The sequence below is a fragment of the Paenibacillus sp. J31R30 genome (assembly GCF_059692115.1).
Genome location: NZ_JCAUAV010000005.1, coordinates 103,825 through 120,435, shown reverse-complemented (window position 1 = coordinate 120,435; position 16,611 = coordinate 103,825). Strand labels below are relative to the sequence as shown.

At 49.7% G+C, this 16,611-nt stretch carries 14 protein-coding genes; 12 read left to right on the top strand and 2 right to left on the bottom strand.

The annotated features are described in order from the left end of the window. Nucleotides 1-193 precede the first annotated feature (193 nt). From AC58QO_RS19280 to AC58QO_RS19265, 4 genes are all read left to right on the top strand, one after another. Nucleotides 194-1,774, top strand: coding sequence for a UDP-glucose--hexose-1-phosphate uridylyltransferase (locus AC58QO_RS19280; RefSeq protein ID WP_497268339.1), 1,581 nt, complete (start codon nucleotides 194-196; stop codon nucleotides 1,772-1,774). A 260-nt stretch (nucleotides 1,775-2,034) separates the two neighbouring features. After that, nucleotides 2,035-2,475: a MarR family winged helix-turn-helix transcriptional regulator gene (locus AC58QO_RS19275; RefSeq protein ID WP_497268337.1), complete on the top strand. Its 441-nt coding sequence runs from the start codon at nucleotides 2,035-2,037 to the stop codon at nucleotides 2,473-2,475. Nucleotides 2,476-2,513: 38 nt separating this feature from the next. Next, entirely contained in the window at nucleotides 2,514-4,274 is a 1,761-nt protein-coding gene (locus AC58QO_RS19270) for an ABC transporter ATP-binding protein (RefSeq protein WP_497268335.1), read from the top strand. Continuing rightward, a complete protein-coding gene (locus tag AC58QO_RS19265; protein ID WP_497268333.1) occupies nucleotides 4,267-6,036 on the top strand; it encodes an ABC transporter ATP-binding protein in 1,770 nt (589 codons plus the stop codon). Before AC58QO_RS19270 ends, AC58QO_RS19265 begins: the two co-directional genes overlap by 8 nt. 367 nt (nucleotides 6,037-6,403) lie before the next feature. On the opposite strand, the gene AC58QO_RS19260 is transcribed toward AC58QO_RS19265, so the two are convergent. Then, nucleotides 6,404-7,990, bottom strand: coding sequence for a histidine kinase N-terminal 7TM domain-containing diguanylate cyclase (locus AC58QO_RS19260; protein ID WP_497268331.1), 1,587 nt, complete (start codon nucleotides 7,988-7,990; stop codon nucleotides 6,404-6,406). A 160-nt stretch (nucleotides 7,991-8,150) separates the two neighbouring features. On the opposite strand from AC58QO_RS19260, the gene AC58QO_RS19255 reads away from it, so the two are divergent. The 4 genes from AC58QO_RS19255 to AC58QO_RS19240 are packed head-to-tail and all read left to right on the top strand — an operon-like array spanning nucleotide 8,151 to nucleotide 11,421. Beyond that, nucleotides 8,151-9,140, top strand: a complete 990-nt coding sequence (locus AC58QO_RS19255; RefSeq protein ID WP_497268330.1) for an acrylyl-CoA reductase family protein — start codon at nucleotides 8,151-8,153, stop codon at nucleotides 9,138-9,140. Nucleotides 9,141-9,198: 58 nt separating this feature from the next. After that, nucleotides 9,199-10,056 carry a carbon-nitrogen hydrolase family protein gene (locus AC58QO_RS19250; protein WP_497268328.1) on the top strand — a complete coding sequence of 286 codons (858 nt, stop codon included), beginning with the start codon at nucleotides 9,199-9,201 and terminating at the stop codon, nucleotides 10,054-10,056. 4 nt (nucleotides 10,057-10,060) lie between these two features. Then, entirely contained in the window at nucleotides 10,061-10,729 is a 669-nt protein-coding gene (locus AC58QO_RS19245) for a GNAT family N-acetyltransferase (RefSeq protein ID WP_497268326.1), read from the top strand. A gap of 20 nt (nucleotides 10,730-10,749) precedes the next feature. Next, nucleotides 10,750-11,421 carry a GNAT family N-acetyltransferase gene (locus AC58QO_RS19240; protein ID WP_497268324.1) on the top strand — a complete coding sequence of 224 codons (672 nt, stop codon included), beginning with the start codon at nucleotides 10,750-10,752 and terminating at the stop codon, nucleotides 11,419-11,421. Between the two features lie 62 nt (nucleotides 11,422-11,483). Here the strand turns inward: AC58QO_RS19240 and AC58QO_RS19235 are convergent, their stop codons facing one another. Then, nucleotides 11,484-11,933 (bottom strand): SRPBCC domain-containing protein, encoded by a 450-nt coding sequence (locus AC58QO_RS19235; RefSeq protein ID WP_497268322.1) that lies wholly within the window; start codon nucleotides 11,931-11,933, stop codon nucleotides 11,484-11,486. A 93-nt stretch (nucleotides 11,934-12,026) separates the two neighbouring features. Between AC58QO_RS19235 and AC58QO_RS19230 the strand changes: the two genes are divergently transcribed. The 4 genes from AC58QO_RS19230 to AC58QO_RS19215 all read left to right on the top strand — a co-directional run bounded on the left by AC58QO_RS19230 (nucleotide 12,027) and on the right by AC58QO_RS19215 (nucleotide 16,583). Beyond that, nucleotides 12,027-12,860 carry a DUF6597 domain-containing transcriptional factor gene (locus AC58QO_RS19230; protein WP_497268320.1) on the top strand — a complete coding sequence of 278 codons (834 nt, stop codon included), beginning with the start codon at nucleotides 12,027-12,029 and terminating at the stop codon, nucleotides 12,858-12,860. 249 nt (nucleotides 12,861-13,109) lie between these two features. Further along, on the top strand, nucleotides 13,110-14,063 hold the full coding sequence (locus tag AC58QO_RS19225) for an ABC transporter permease (protein WP_497268318.1): 954 nt from the start codon (nucleotides 13,110-13,112) through the stop codon (nucleotides 14,061-14,063). 13 nt (nucleotides 14,064-14,076) lie between these two features. Further along, nucleotides 14,077-14,946, top strand: a complete 870-nt coding sequence (locus tag AC58QO_RS19220) for a carbohydrate ABC transporter permease (protein ID WP_497268316.1) — start codon at nucleotides 14,077-14,079, stop codon at nucleotides 14,944-14,946. 38 nt (nucleotides 14,947-14,984) lie between these two features. Then, a complete protein-coding gene (locus AC58QO_RS19215) occupies nucleotides 14,985-16,583 on the top strand; it encodes an extracellular solute-binding protein (protein ID WP_497268314.1) in 1,599 nt (532 codons plus the stop codon). The last annotated feature ends 28 nt before the right edge of the window (nucleotides 16,584-16,611 follow it).

Genomic DNA, 16,611 nt, shown 5'->3' with positions numbered 1-16,611 from the left:
GCCTACTTAATTACAGCTGTGGGCGGGATTGAGAGCTATTAGTTCGATTTCACCCACTTAAAAGGCCCTAAACCAGCTGTCATCATGAAATATGGCCGATTAGTTCGGCGAAATCGAACTATCTTACCTTTTGAGGCGGATAGGGTGCGTATAAGTGGGAAATTTCGGACTATTTAGGAGAAAGGGGAGTGGCATGATGGAACGCACACGACAAACGCCGCAATACGCAGCGTTAACGATAGAAAGACTTCTGCTATTCGCCACCCAGAATGGGTTGATCGAACAGCTGGATGTCTATACCTCGCGCAATGCTTTGCTGGATCTGTTCGGACTGGCGGAGCCTTTCCAAGGCGAAGTGCCTGCGGAGAAATTGAGCAGTCCAGTTGGTTTGCTGGAAGAGCTGTTGGATGCAGCTTGGGAAGCGGGACTACTGGAAGAGAATACGACGACATACCGCGATTTGCTGGATGCACGCATTATGGGGCTGATGATGCCTCGTCCTTCCGAAGTGGTGCGCCAATTCTGGACACTGGCTAAGACGAAGAATGTTGAAGCGGCGACGGAGTATTTTTACAAGCAGTCCATCAACTCTAACTACATTCGGATGGATCGTATTGCCAAGAATGCCTACTGGCTAGCTGAAACGGCCTACGGGAATTTGGAAATCACGATCAACCTCTCCAAGCCGGAGAAGGATCCGAAGGAGATTGCGCTGCTCAAAACGCTGCCACAAAGCAGCTACCCCCTATGTCTACTTTGCGTAGACAATCTGGGCTATGCAGGCCGTGTGAATCACCCGGCTAGACAGAATCTACGCGTCATCCCACTCGAGTTGGATAACGAGAAGTGGTACCTGCAGTATTCACCTTACGTATACTACAACGAGCACAGCATTATCTTCCATGAGAAGCATATTCCGATGAAAACAACGGCGAATACGTTCTACCGTTTGCTAGACTTTATCGAGCAATTCCCGCATTACTTCATCGGGTCCAATGCGGACCTGCCGATCGTCGGGGGATCCATCCTGAACCACGATCATTTCCAAGGGGGACGCCACAAGTTCCCTATGGAAAAAGCGCCTAGTGAGAAAGCATTCTCACATGCGGAGTTTGCAAGCGTGAAGGCCGCTATTGTGAAGTGGCCGATGTCGGTGCTGCGCCTGAGCGGGCATAACAAGCAGCAGCTGTACAAGCTGGCTAGCAAGTTGCTCGAAGACTGGCGTGCCTACAGTGATGCGGAAGCGGACATCCTCGCGTTCAGCGAGAAGGACGGACAGCGGATCCCGCATAACACGATCACGCCGATCGCCCGCAACAATGCGCGCGGCGAGTACGAGCTTGATCTCGTGCTGCGGAACAACCGCACGAGCGTAGAGCATCCGGATGGCATCTTCCATCCGCATCAGCACTTGCACCACATCAAGAAGGAAAACATCGGCTTGATTGAGGTCATGGGGCTGGCAGTGCTGCCAGGCCGCCTGCAAGAGGAGCTGGCGGACATCGCCAAGCTGCTCACGGGCGAAGCCGAGCTAAGCCGCGAGACGCTGAGCGACGCAGGACATCCGCTGCATAAGCATGCGGATTGGATCGCGGCGCTGCTCGCGAAGCATGGCGCGGCGTTGTCGGCCGACGCGGCGAATGCGGTGCTGCAGACCGAGGTCGGCAGCAAGTTCATGGACGTCCTGCTCGACGCAGGCGTCTTCAAGAGAGACGAAGCCGGTCAAGCGGCGTTCGGACGGTTTTTGGCTGCGGCAGGCTTCGCGCAGCAGTAAGTTAGTGCGGAATCCCTGGTCGGTGGACCAGGGATTTTTTGTGCTCGTGCGAGGTGGTATGCGCGTGGCTGCGGTAACTGGGCTACTTTAACTTCCCGTCCTCCACCAGCCAGCACCCCACCCAATCCTCATCTTGCCCTACTAATCCTTCAAATCCGTAGTGCCCGCAACAACGTGAAATGGCTAAATCTCATATTGACAGGACGAGCTGATCTATCTAAACTATTGATTAGCCGACTAACTAAAAGGGGAGTGCTCTGTTGTCACGTCACCATAATCCAGAATCGCTTACGCATTTGATGTCACATTTGCTGAAAATGCACCGACATACAATCGATCAAATCATTCATCCCTATGATGTTTATCCAGGGCAGCCCCCGTTACTTCTTGCTTTGTCCGTAGAGGATGGACTTAGCCATAGCGAGCTTGCCGCTCGCATTCACAATAAACGCGCCACTCTGTCCGTCATGGTGGACCGGATGGAAAAAACGGGCCTCGTCGAACGCCGCCCTGACGAGAACGACCAAAGGGTGACGCGTGTCTACCTGACCGAGAAGGGGAAGGAAGTCACCGTCCATGTCAAAGAGGCGATCAAGACGACAGATGAGATCACTTTTTCACATTTTCTGCCAGAGGAAATGCTGCTACTTCGCCGTCTTCTGCTTCAAATGAAAGATAATCTTCGCCCCAAAGATGAGTAAATTAGTTAGCCGACAAACAAAGGAAAGGACATCATGCCATGTGGAAACTACGATCGTTTGTTAAACCTTACTGGTTCATAACGCTGCTTGCTCCCTTGCTGATGGTGATGGAGGTATGCATGGATTTATCGCAGCCTCGACTTATGGCGACTATTGTGAATCACGGGGTTGCTGAGGGAAATCTCGCGTTGGTTTGGTCGACAGGCTTACATATGTTGGGCGTTGCCCTCATTGGTCTCATAGGCGGAGTGGGCTGTACATTTTACACGGTGAAAGCCGCTCAAAGCTTTGGCGCTGACCTGCGGATTAGCGTTTTCGAGAAGGTTCAATCCTTGTCGTTCCGACAATTGGATACATTCTCAACCGGATCTCTGATCACACGTTTGACTAGCGATGTGATGCAAATGCTGAATATCCTGCAAATTCTATTGCGTCAATTCATACGTGAAGCATCGTTGCTTATTGGCAGTATCATCATGGCCGTCGTCATTTCACCGCGACTTTCATTAATTCTTCTGGCCGTCGTACCCATCCAATTCGTCATTCTGTATGTATTGATGAAACGGTCTACGCCGCTTTTTCGCCAGATGCAGACGAAGATCGATCGCGTGAACACGGTTATGCAGGAGAGCACCACAGGGATTCGTGTGATCAAAGCTTTTGTACGCGCTGCCTTCGAGCGGACTCGTTTTGGCAAAGCGAACACGGATCTGCTGAACGCCAGTCTTAGCTCCGCACGCGCTTTAGCTACAAGCGGACCGCTGATGACGTTGATTTTGAACGTGAGTATCGTAGCCGTTCTCTGGTTCGGAGGCGCCCAAACATGGAGCGGTTCGATGGCCATTGGTGATTTGGCTGCGTTCATCATCTATATTAGCCAAGTGTTGTTTTCGCTGGTTTCCATCAGCAATACGCTGATGAACATCTCACGTGCGCAGGTTTCTGCCGAACGCATTCGTGAAGTGCTCGATACGAAGGTGGATCCGAATGAGCCTGCTCTGGATAAACCTGAGGCGCTAGAAACACCAACCTCATCCCCACCGGTAGGCTGTGAGTTGGAATTTGAGCGGGTATCATTTGTGTACGAAACGGCGCCCGACCAGCCTATTCTCAAGGATATTTCGTTCAAGGCTCTGCCAGGGCAAACGATTGGGATTCTTGGGGCGACAGGTTCCGGTAAATCCACACTTGTTAGCTTAATTCCCCGACTTTACGAGGCTTCCAGCGGATATATTCGTCTGAATGGCGTGGATGTGAAAGAGCTGCCTGTCGAGCATCTGCGTAGCCAGATTGGGATTGTGCTGCAGCAATCCATTTTGTTTAGCGGGACGATTCGCGACAACATTCTTTTCGGCAAGCCGGAGGCGTCAGATGCAGAGATGGAGGCAGCCGCCCAAGCAGCAGAAGCGGATAGCTTTATCCGCAAGCTGCCTGAGGGCTACGAGGCCAAGCTGGGACAGCGTGGCGTTAACCTTTCTGGCGGTCAGAAGCAGCGGATTGCGCTCGCACGGGCTTTGCTTTTACGCTCGCCACTGCTTGTGCTTGATGACAGCACCAGCGCAATTGATCTTGGTACGGAGAAACGCATTCAGCGTTCCCTGCAAGAGATAATGGCTGGCAGCACCCGCATCATTATCGCGCAGCGTGTCTCATCGGTCCTGCAGGCCGATCAAATTCTTGTCTTGGAAGAGGGACGCATCGCTGCACGAGGAACGCATGAGGAGCTGATGGCGACAAGCGCGCTGTACCAAGAGATTTACAACTCCCAGCAAGGGAAGGAGGCTGCCCTTCATGGCTAAAAAACAAAAACCACGCGCAAAGAACATCGGCGCAACCCTTCTGCGCATGTGGGGCTACCTTCGACTTCAACGTGCTGGGCTGCTCACCGTTGCGATCCTGACGGTACTCGGCAGCGGCCTTGCCCTGCTCGGACCCTATCTAATTGGCGTCGCGATTGACGATTATATCATACCGCGAGATCGGAGCGGACTATTGGGGCTTTGCCTCCTGCTGCTCGGTTGTTACGTCGTCAGCGGAGCCGCATCTTGGATCCAATCCTATCTGATTGCTGGGGTTTCCCAGCGGACCGTTTGGCAAATGAGACAGGATTTGTTTCGTCACCTGCACAAGCTGCCTATTAGTTATTTTGATAAGACCTCTCACGGGGAACTCATGAGCCGCACGACCAATGATGTCGATAACGTTGCAACCACGCTCAGTCAAAATTTAACGCAAATCATGACCAGTATCATTATGATTGTCGGGTCTTTGATCATGATGATTACTTTGAATATTTGGCTTACGCTGATCGCGCTAATCACGGTTCCGATCGTTCTCTTCACCACCAAGCAAATCACGAAACATACACAGCGCTTGTTCAAAGAGCAGCAGCAGCGGTTAGGTGAGCTAAATGGCTTAATTGAGGAGACGATTTCTGGGCAAAAGGTTGTGAAAACGTTCCGCCGCGAAGCCGCCGCTGTCGATCAACTCGATGCGATTAACAAGCAGCTTCGTGTAGCTGGCACAAGTGCTCAACAACTTTCGGGTATGATGGGGCCGAGCATGAATATGATCAACCATTTTAGCTTCATTTTATTAGCGGCCATTGGTGGCTGGATGGTGCTGAAGGGATGGACGATGGTTGGCGTGATCATCAGCTTCTTGAACTATTCCAAACAATTCAGCCGTCCGATCAACGATCTCGCCAACCAGTACAATATGATTCAGTCGGGTATTGCGGGGGCGGAGCGTGTGTTTGAAGTGATGGATAATGAGACGGAATACGATTCAAAAGAGGGGGCTTCACAGCTCATAGATGTCAAAGGTGAAGTCATTTTCCACAACGTTTCCTTCGCTTACACCGACGATGTGCCTACGCTTCAAGAGGTTTCGTTCACCGCAGAGCCAGGTGATCTGATCGCCTTAGTCGGTCCCACTGGAGCAGGGAAAACGACGATTATCAATCTGCTGACTCGCTTCTACGAGGTAAATGAGGGTCGTATTACAATCGATGGTCTCGACATTCGCGATATGGAAAAAGACAGCTTACGCAGCCAACTTGGCATTGTGCTGCAGGATGTTTACCTTTTCTCGGATACGATCCGAGAAAATATCCGCTTCGGCCGCTTGGACGCGACGGACGAAGAAGTAGAGACCGCCGCGAAGCTTGCCAACGCGGACGGGTTCATTCGCAAGCTGCCTAATGGCTATGACGCCAAGTTGACCGCCGGCGGCGGTAACTTGAGTCAGGGCCAGCGGCAGCTGCTCACAATCGCGCGGGCGATTCTCGCCGACCCCGCGATTCTCGTGCTCGACGAGGCGACGAGCTCCGTCGACACACGCACGGAACTGCACATCCAGCAGGCGATGGGCGTGTTAATGAAAGGGCGCACGAGCTTCGTGATCGCCCATCGTCTTAGCACGATCCGCGAAGCGAGTGCGATTCTGGTCATACACGGCGGCGAGATCGTGGAGCGCGGTACGCACGAGGAGCTGCTGGCTCGTCGCGGGCATTATTATGACTTGTATGCCAACCAATTCAGCCAGGCTAGTTCGCTTTGACGGCCAGGCCGGGAAGTATCGTTCCGGCCGCAACAGAAAGGGAGTTCCCGCGAATGGGAACTCCCTTTTTTTGGGGGAAGCGAAGCTTACCCCTGATCTATGTTGGGTTCACAGGTGGCAAATGGCAAAAATGCAAAAGAGCATCCTTTTCAGGGGAATTCTCTTCAACATTGTAAATACATGCAAAAAGGCATCCTTTGGTGTCGCAAATGCCTAACCAGAGCTGAAAATGCAGAAATTGATGCCTTTTTGCATCAATTTTAGCTGAAATCGCCTATTTGATAGAGAAAGGTTGCACTATTGCATTTCTCAGATGGAGAGGGTGCTGGTGGTTGTCCCGTGTTACTCTTTACTCAGCTGACAACGCTTACTCGCTGCCACTTCCCGCCACAACATGCTGTTCAAACACGAGAATCTGATTTCGGCCCGCTCGTTTCGCCTGATACAAGGCCATGTCTGCGTACTTCAGAAGGTTCTCCAAAGTATCTCCGTGATGGCTTGCCTGCGAGAGTCCGAAGCTGGCTGTCACGGCAATTGAGCCATAGCTCCCGCGCATCGGCTCCTCCTCGAGCTGTGCGCGAATCCGCTCCGCTGCCCGAGCTGCGTAATCTAGCGAACAGGAAGGTATGGCGATGACAAACTCCTCGCCACCGTAGCGAGCTAGAAGCACGCCAAGCACTTCAGTTTCAATTCGCTTGGCAATGCCAACCACGTGCTGAATGGCGAGGTCGCCAACATCGTGCCCGTAGGTATCATTGATGCTTTTGAAATGATCAATGTCGAAGAGCAGGATGCTTGTAAGCGTATGGTGTTTCTGCGCTTCTTCCAACATCACCTTGCTGCGTCGGATAAATTCCGTACGATTCAATAGCTTCGTTAAGCCATCATAATAGGCTAGTTGTTTTAATTGATCTTGGAGCAGCTTTTGCTCTGTAATGTCGATCAGCATCAGCAGGCTCCCAATCGGCTCCGCACTGCGCCCCCGTACAACGGAGGAACGGATTTGGTAAGAGAACTCCTTGCCATCTGCGGCGAGCCAAACAAATTCTTCTTGCGCACCATCTTGTAATCGCGCCACTGGAAACGGCGTACCCGATAACCGAATCCACGCTTCATCAAGTGTTAACCCGAGCATGTCCATCGTTAAGCCTGGAAACATTGTGCTGATCGCACCGTTAAGGTCAACAAGCCGATCTGCTGAATCCAACACAACAGCACCTTCTCGCATGCTTTCAAAAATATGATCCTTCGCAATCGGAATAACCGTCAGCATTCTTGTGGACACAATCGCCCAGATGTACATGGCAGAAGTTATACAAAGAATCATCGGCACAGGATCAATGCCATAAGGTGTTAGGCCCATCAAATAAATGAATGCACCTGTCATCGGCATGAACTGCCCCATGATTAAGGTCACCAGTTGCAAACGGTAGGCTTTCTTTGTTTGACGCCATCTGCGCAAGAGCAGCACGACGGCCGCCAACATGCATCCGAATATATAAGCCCCGTGAACGATGTAATATTGCCCGATGACGACGTCGGTTGTGGGGAAGGGGGCATTTTCGCGAAAATACATATCTTTATAAAACAAATGATGAAAATCATTCGTTATCACCATGATGAAGGTAATCGTTGGAATAAGGAGGAGCGCCCCTATCCTTTTACGAGTCAGTTTCAAACCAACATACTGCATGACAATGAGTAAGCCAATGGCAGGCGCAGCCCCGATGCCAATATACTCGAAGATCGTCCAAATTTTCACCTCGACTAACGTATCGCTTGCCATTTCAAAAGCGTGAGCAAAGATATAAATAGCTTGTGTAGCTGTATAGATGACGAAAGTATAGGCGCCGGGTATCTCTTTGCGCTTGATAAAAGCATATATACACAGAAAGGTTGTAAAAACACCCGAGGTTGCGATGATTGAAATGAACATGGTTAAGGTAGGATGCATGAGTCGTACTCCGTCATTTGTAGGATTATTGGAGATATTGTCGATTTAATGGTATCACATCCACGTGGGCTGTCATAGGGTTGCAATGGCAACGAGTTACAAAATTTAGTAAACTAAAAGAATCAGGTGAAGTGATGTTAGGCAGTAGGGGGGCGTAAATATGGATAGCTTTAGCGCATTAGTCGTGGAGCGAATACAGGATCAGTTTTCTTGCAAAATAAAAGAACTGCGCATTGCGGATTTGCCTGCTGGGGAAGTGACGATTCGCGTCGCGTACTCCGGCATTAATTATAAAGATGCGATGGCCTGCAGCCCATCGGGGCGGGTGATCCGCCAGTACCCCATGGTACCTGGCATCGATTTGGCGGGTACGGTCGTGGCCTCGTCAGATCCCCGCTATCGCGAGGGCGATGAGGTGCTCGTGACCAGCTACGAGCTGGGCACAGGGCATTTCGGCGGGTTCAGCGCGTATGCGCGTGTCCCCGCCGATTGGGTTGTGCCACTCCCGCAGGGATTGACGCATCGCGAAGCGATGATCCTCGGCACGGCGGGATTGACAGCAGCCCTGTCCATTCACCGAATGGAGCAGAATGGGCTGCGCAAGGAGCAGGGACCCGTGCTCGTGCGCGGGGCAACGGGTGGTGTGGGCAGCAGCAGCGTCTCGATGCTCGCCGCCCTCGGCTACGAAGTGGAAGCGAGCACAGGAAAGTCCGTTGACCACGCGTATTTGCTTGAACTTGGGGCGACGCGCGTACTTTCGCGGGAGGAGCTCTCGCCTGCCGAATGCAAGCCGATCAGCAAGGAGTATTGGGCTGGCGCAGTTGATCCTGTCGGAGGTCCGTCGCTCGCGTACGTGCTCAGTCGGATGAAATACGGCGCCTCCGTGGCGCTGAGTGGATTGACGGGCGGCGTGGATTTTGCGGCGACGGTGTATCCTTTTATCCTGCGCGGTGTGAATGTACTCGGCATTGATTCCGTCTATTGCCCAGCAGCCCTGCGTAAGACGCTCTGGGAGCGGATGGCAACGGAGCTGAAGCCACGGCTGCTGGAGCAGACGGTGTATAGGGAAGTGGCGTTAGACGGCGTTGCCGAGGCAGCGCGGCTGGTGTTGGAAGGCAAGGTAAGAGGCAGGGTGTTGGTGCGGCTGTAAGAGTTGGTCTAGTAAAAAAGCATTCATCCTATCATTTTGAAGTGAGGAGAGTTGCACAGTGAAAATGCGAGTATCAGCTGTTCAGTATCATTTACATACAATAAGCAGTTTCGAGGAGTTTGCCGCACAGGTGGAGCATTACGTGAAGGTGGCGCAGGAGTTTGAAGCGGATTTCGTGCTGTTTCCGGAGTTGTTCACTACGCAGCTCATGTCCATTGGCGATGAGAACGGCAAAGCATTGCCGATCGAGGCGTTGCCTTCTTTTACAGAGGCCTATCGCGACTTATTTCAAGGACTTGCTCAGCAAACGGGCATGCATTTGATTGGCGGCACGCACATTACGACAGAGGGTGGCAAGCTGTACAACACCGCGTTCTTATTCTATCCAGATGGACGAATTGGCGAGCAAAAGAAGCTGCATATTACCCCGACCGAAGTAAAGGAATGGGGGATGGGTGCTGGGGATTCGCTGCAGGTTTTTGATACGGATAAAGGCAGAATTGCTATTCTGGTCTGCTATGACGTGGAATTCCCAGAAATCGTGCGGATGGCTAGAGCGCGTGGCGCTGATGTGCTGTTCGCTCCTTCCTGTACAGATGATCGGCATGGATTCCATCGGGTACGTTACACTTGTCACGCTCGGACGATTGAGAATCAAATCTACGTCGTAACAACAGGGACGGTTGGTGCATTGCCAACGGTTGATTTCATGAGGGCGAATTTCGGACAGGCTGCTGTGATTACGCCAAATGATGTGCCCTTTCCGCCCAAAGGCATCTTAGTCGAGGGTGAGATTAACGGCGATATGGTCGTGACTGCCGACCTTGACCTCTCGCTGCTGACACTCGTTCGGGAGCGGGGCTCCGTCACTACTTGGCGCGACCGCCGCACTGATTTGTATACGGATTGGTCATGAGCTAATGAGAAAACATCTCTATGTGTTTGATGGCGATACCCCTGTGGAGGCAGTCATTCGCAGCTATGGAGTGGCAGATTTCGATGCATTAATTCGCGTTCAGCAGCTGAGCTTCCCCCCGCCATTCCCATCTGAGCTTTGGTGGACGAAGGAGCAGCTCATGGAGCATGTCACCCGTTTTCCAGAAGGTGCGCTGTGTGTAGAGGTGGCGGGTCAGATTGTCGGCTCGATCACGGGACTGCGGGTGGGTAGTGAGCGGATGGCCGGGGCTGTCGATCATAGCTGGTCGGCGATGACAGATGATGGGTTTATCCGCACGCACCGTCCAGATGGTGACACGCTCTACATTGTGGATGTGTGCATCATGCCGGCGTACCGCAAGTTTGGTCTCGGCAAGTGGCTCATGCAGTCGATGTACGAGGTCGTGGTGCATTTGGGGCTGGCTCGGTTGCTCGGAGGCGGGCGAATGCCTGGCTACCATAAGGTGGCCGAGAAGATGAGTGCCGATGACTATGCGGCAGCTGTCATGGCAGGGACGATGAAGGACCCAGTGATCACTTTTTTGCTGCGATGCGGTCGGACGCCAGTAGGGGTGGTTACGAATTATTTGGAGGATGAGGAATCGCTGAATCATGCGCTGTTGATGGAGTGGCGGAACCCTTTTACATATTAAAAATTGGAGTGATTAAGCTTATGGAATTCATACGCATAACGAGTATTGAGGATCCGCTGTTTCGATCGATGCACGATTTGATGAAAGAGGTATTTCCGGCGGAGGAAGTACTCGAATACTCTTTGTGGAGGGAGCCTCTCGAAGATCCAGGGATTCGGGTATTTGTGGCCGTTCATGAAGGCAAGGTAGTCGGCACGACGGAGTATCGCTATTATGAGGATGACCAAGTGGCGATGACGGATTTTACGATTATTGGCCAGGCAGGTCTTGGGATTGGGCGTTTTCTTGCAAGAAAACGATGGCAGGATCTGGAGCGATTGGCGTCAGAGTCAGGTAAGCCTATGCAAGGGATGTTCGCTGAAATTTACGATCCGTATCGGATCAAAGGGCATGCTTTCGGCGGCGTAAAGCCGATGGATCCTTACGTTCGACGTGAGGTGCTGTCGCATCTTGGCTATAAGCGGATCGACTTCGGCTACGTGCATCCATCTTGGGAGAACAATGGGGAAGCTGTTGAGGGGCTGGATCTTTGTTTCCTCCCGACCGATGAAGATGCGACGGAAATTAGTGCGGCGTTGGTGGCGAAGTTCCTGAGACGGTATTATGCGGTGCTCGCGAACAAGCCGCATGCTTGGGAAGCAATGGTTGCTGGTTTGGAAGGTAAAGAGACGTTGGCGCTGCTACCGTTGTAGGTTGTATTCAATGTAAAAAGGAGTCCAGATGGACTCCTGTATTTCTTTCTAGGTTAAAGGTCTTACCAACCAAAATCGAGTGTTTTACCTGTCTCCGCTAATGTCTTGATATTGCTCAGAATCATCCACCAGCTGGCCTTTGTTGACTCAAAGCTCGGGTGGTCTGGCGTCCATTGATCGTTCACAAGCGTCAATTTCGTACAGTTGCCTACGGTATCTAGGGTGATTGTCATACGCGATTCGAGCTCAGCATGGTTCTCCCGATAGGAAGGACCAGCATGCTCCGTACAACTGAGTAATTTCTCAGGCTCATAAGCCAAAATTTTGCCATACACATGAACCGTCTCATCGCCATCTTGACCTGGGCCTATATAGGAATAGTCAGAGCCAATTTCAAAGGTAGAATGCAGCACGCTGCCAAACAAAATTTGCCGAGTTCCCTCTGGTGTGATAAGAATATCCCAAACTTGCTTCGTGCTTGCACCAATATAAAATTCATACTTCAGCTCCATAACCGCTCGCACTCCTTCGCTTCTATGATCCTACCTATCATATTGCATCTAGTATTCCCATGTATTGTAAAAACGCGACAAGGAGTGTTCGATATGCCTGCGAATGCGAATCCAAATCCAAACATGAATCCCCCCATGCCTAGCCTGGGTATCATAAATTTTCAGCAAGGCGGGCACAAATTTCAGCTTTGTCGCTATGCTCCGGCTGAGGATGTCGCCTTTTTCGTTCGTCATTATTGGGTCGTCAAGTGGGACTTGGTTGGGAAGGAGCCCTATACACAGCATGTTATTCCTAATCCCTGCGTGAATCTCGTTGTAGAGCCGGGTAAAACGGCTATTTATGGTCCTGGCAAAGAGAAGTACGGACATCACCTGGAAGGGCAGGGGAGTGTGTTCGGCGTGAAATTTAAGCCAGGCGGCTTTTACCCTTTTGTCCAAGAAAACGTGTCTAGTATGTTGAATAATCCATTGCGTATTCAAGATATTTTCGACACGGATCCGCGCGGCTTGGAGGCACAAGTGTTTAGTCACAGTGATGATGGGCGGAACGTTAATCTGGTTGAGAGCATGATTAGGGCCAAGCTGCCTGCCCAAGATGAACAGGTCACGTTGGTTAACCAGATCGTGGATTATGTGTATGGTCAGCCGGATATTACGAAGGTTGATGTGATATGTGAGTATTTTCAAATGAACATTCGCACGCTGCAGCGACTCTTCGACCAATATGTCGGAGTCAGCCCGAAGTGGGTGATCAAAATCGCACGTATTCAAAACGCGGCAGAGACCACGGATGGCAATGATACGCACAATTGGGCCAAGCTGTCGATGGACCTTGGCTATCATGATCAGTCACATTTCATTAAGGATTTCAAGTCGATACTTGGCCAGACACCGGAGGAGTATGTATGGGGGAAACGTAGACATTAGCCTCCTGACTGTATATGAATAATGATCCAACACCTAGCGTTCAAATGGGGCGTTCTATAGGCAAAAGAGGGGGCTAAGCGGCCGCTTCTTTTTTGTTTTGGAGATTGCGAGGAACGATGAGTGAGAGGGTGAATACGCTTTCGAGTTGGTTAAAAATTGACAACACAAGTCAAAAAATAACATGTCTTTCTGATCTTCAAACTTTTATAGTGGAAACAGAGATCAAGCAGTGAAAGGGGATAAATGAAAGTGGCTATCAATGGACCTACGCAACAGGCAACTCTATCTGACTTGAAAGCGATACCAAAAAAGAAAAGTTATATGCTAAAACATTGGCAGATCTATTCGATGATCTTGCCTGGCGTATTGTTTTTTATCATATTCAAGTACATTCCTCTTAGCGGCAGTATTATCGCATTTCAAGATTATGATGTGTTTAAGGGGGTAACGGGAAGTAAGTTCGTTGGCTTAAAGCACTTCGACAATCTGTTCACCTATCCGGAGTTTTACAAAATACTCAAAAACACACTCCTGATCAGTATGTATAGGCTCATCTTCTCTTTTCCAGCACCGCTCGTATTAGCGCTATTGCTGAATGAAGTTCGCAAGGTAGTTTTTAAACGGACGATTCAAACGCTATTGTACCTGCCACATTTCTTTTCTTGGGTAGTCGTAGGCGGTATGGTCATTAATTTCCTTTCGTTGACAGGGGTTGTCAATGATACTTTAGCTTCCTTTGGTTTTGAACGCACTATTTTCGTACAGGAGCCGGATTACTTCCGAACCATTATCGTTTCCTCTGGCATCTGGAAAGAAGTTGGCTGGGGGACGATCATTTACTTAGCTGCGCTGAGCGGGATCAATCCTGAAATGTATGAATCAGCTGAGGTAGACGGGGCAGGGAAATTGCGTCAAGTGTTTAGTATTACGATTCCAAGCCTCCTTCCTACTATTATGGTATTGCTATTGTTACAGATCGGTCATATTTTGGACCTTGGCTTCGAACAAATTTATATGTTTCTTAACCCGCTTGTTCGTGAAGTTGGGGAAATATTTGATACTTACATCTACAGAGTCGGCTTATTAGGGGCACAATATAGCTATACGACAGCCATCGGATTGTTCAAATCCGTTGTTGGCTTCATCCTCATCGTCGGAGCGAATTACGTTAGCAAAAAAACGACAGACAGCTCGATCTACTAGAAAGGAGCACATCATGGTTCGAAAATCGCCCGCTTACCAGACGTTTACTGTTTTCAACTATACGTTTCTTGTCCTGATATCTATCGCTATGCTCATTCCGTTTCTGCATATTATGGCGGGATCGTTCAGCAGCGCAGGCGCTATCATTCAAGGACGAGTCACGATCTTTCCAGCAGATTTTACATTCTTGAATTATAAAGTTGTTCTGAATGACTCGCGGATTTGGAAATCCTTCGGCGTTACCGTATTTATTACGGTCGTAGGTACGCTGCTCAATCTTATTTTCACCAGCCTAATGGCTTATGGGCTATCCAAGCAAGACTTGAAAGGGAGAAAATTCATCGTTTTACTTGTATTGTTCACGATGATTTTCCAAGCACCGTTAATTCCGTCGTATTTGCTAGTCAAATCACTTGGTCTGTTGGATACACTATGGTCTTTGATGATACCCGATCTCATCAGTGCGTTTAACTTGATCATCATGATTTCCTTCTTTCGCAACATTTCGGAAGGATTACTGGATGCAGCCAAAATCGACGGGTGCAACGAATATCGGACATTGTGGAGCATCGTTCTCCCTCTTTCCTTACCTTCCCTAAGCACAATAGGTTTGTTTTACGCAGTTGGGCACTGGAATGGTTACTTCAATGCGATTCTGTTTATTAGGGATCCTAACTTGTATCCGCTGCAATTAAAGCTTCGCAAGCTGATCGTCGAAAGTGACGTGGAAAGCATGCTGCAAAGCGCGGCAGTAACCATTCAGTCTGTAGAAGGCATTAAAATGGCTTCCATCATGGTGGCCACCATCCCCATCCTGATTATATATCCAATGATTCAGAAGCATTTTGTTAAAGGTTCAATGCTTGGTTCGGTCAAAGGATAATAATAAAACAACATGGTATAAAAAAAGGAGAGGTTAATTTGGAAAAGAGAAAAGTGTTGCCAGTAGCACTTTGTATGGCATTAGCTGCAAGTAGTTTGGTTGGCTGTACCTCCAAAGAAGAGACGAAATCAGGACAAGCTGCATCGACATCATCGACTTCAACAACATCTGCCGCCCCTGCCGCTCCTGCGAAGTTCAAAGTGGGGCTAACGACTGGTGGTTCCAAGTATGTTGAAGGATCGGCGGATATCAATAACGACAAGTATGTAAAGAAACTAGAAGAATTATCTAAGACGGATCTGACAATGCAATTGATCCCTCATGAGAACTATGACCAAAGCATGACGTTGTTATTTGCTTCCGGCGAACTGCCTGATTTGCTGCAGACCAAAGGGATTAACCGTCCTGAAGTAGCGCCTGCTATTGATTCTGGCGTGTTACTTCCGCTTAATGATTTGATCGATAAGTATGGACCGAATTTGAAAAAGAAAGTGCCGAAGGCGTCCTGGGATTCTGCTCGCGTAAGCAAAGACGGGAAAATTTATGGTATCCCGCAAGAAAACCCGATTACGAACAGCACGGTAACTTATATCCGCAAAGACTGGTTGGATAAATTGGGTCTTCAAGTGCCGAAAACCGTGGATGAATACATCGAGGTTATGAAAGCATTCCGCGATAAAGACCCGAACGGTAACGGAAAGCAAGATGAAATTCCAATGTCGGGACGCGCGAAGTTGGCTTTCGCCTATCAATTTTTCACTGCCTATGATGTGCAGCCGCAAAGTTGGAAGTTTGAGAACGATCAATTAGTTCCGAATTTTATTCGCCCAGGTATGGTTGATGCGCTGAAAGTGTACCAAAAGCTATATCAAGAGAAGCTGCTGGATAACGAAGTGTTTACGCTTCAAGGCAAAGATTGGGATGCCAAGATTAAAGGTGCAGGTACGGTAGGTATTTGGTCTACATCCGCGGTAACGCCGGGTGCTGTTGAAACGGCTATTAAAGCGAATGTACCGACAGCGGCCGTTGAAATCATTCCTTCTCCAGTCGGACCTAACGGCAAGCCGGGTGGGATATACCCTTTAGGTTCCACGGTATCTGACTTTGTATGGACGATCCCGAAAAGTGCTAAAAACCCTGAAGCCATCATTAAATTCCTAGATTGGTTCTACTCCGACGATAAAGCCAAAGATACGTTCTTCATGTATGGGATTGAAGGTGACACGTACAAGGTAGAAAACAGTGCAATCAAGTATAACTACCCGACAACCAATGAGCAGATCCTAGCAGAGAATACGTTCCAAGAGTGGGTACACTTCACTGGCGGCAAGCCGCATCTTACGGATGATAGCTTCATCAAGAACAAGCCAGGCGGAGAAAAAACGGTGAAATCGTTGCAGGTGGCAAATAAAGAGAGCTTCCAAGACGATGCGCTAGAAATCCCTGCCATGCCAACCTTGAAAACACGCCCAGAGCTGAACTATGACGGATTGTGGCTGGAATTTGCTGCAAAAGTCATTACTGGCAAAGAATCGGTGGATAAGTTCAACGATTTCGTAGCTAGCTGGAAGAAACAAGGCGGAGATCAATTGATCAAAGAGGCAACAGAATGGTACAAAGCCAAAAATAAAAAATAATACACATGAACCCCCGCTGTCCCAGTGG

Excerpts from the sequence above, each read along its gene's own strand:
- AC58QO_RS19280 (WP_497268339.1), top strand. The coding sequence starts at position 194 with ATGATGGAACGCACACGACAAACGCCGCAATACGCAGCGTTAACGATA.
- AC58QO_RS19270 (WP_497268335.1), top strand. The coding sequence starts at position 2,514 with ATGTGGAAACTACGATCGTTTGTTAAACCTTACTGGTTCATAACGCTG.
- AC58QO_RS19265 (WP_497268333.1), top strand. The coding sequence starts at position 4,267 with ATGGCTAAAAAACAAAAACCACGCGCAAAGAACATCGGCGCAACCCTT.
- AC58QO_RS19260 (WP_497268331.1), bottom strand. The coding sequence starts at position 7,990 with ATGCATCCTACCTTAACCATGTTCATTTCAATCATCGCAACCTCGGGT.
- AC58QO_RS19255 (WP_497268330.1), top strand. The coding sequence starts at position 8,151 with ATGGATAGCTTTAGCGCATTAGTCGTGGAGCGAATACAGGATCAGTTT.
- AC58QO_RS19245 (WP_497268326.1), top strand. The coding sequence starts at position 10,061 with ATGAGAAAACATCTCTATGTGTTTGATGGCGATACCCCTGTGGAGGCA.
- AC58QO_RS19240 (WP_497268324.1), top strand. The coding sequence starts at position 10,750 with ATGGAATTCATACGCATAACGAGTATTGAGGATCCGCTGTTTCGATCG.
- AC58QO_RS19235 (WP_497268322.1), bottom strand. The coding sequence starts at position 11,933 with ATGGAGCTGAAGTATGAATTTTATATTGGTGCAAGCACGAAGCAAGTT.
- AC58QO_RS19230 (WP_497268320.1), top strand. The coding sequence starts at position 12,027 with ATGCCTGCGAATGCGAATCCAAATCCAAACATGAATCCCCCCATGCCT.
- AC58QO_RS19220 (WP_497268316.1), top strand. The coding sequence starts at position 14,077 with ATGGTTCGAAAATCGCCCGCTTACCAGACGTTTACTGTTTTCAACTAT.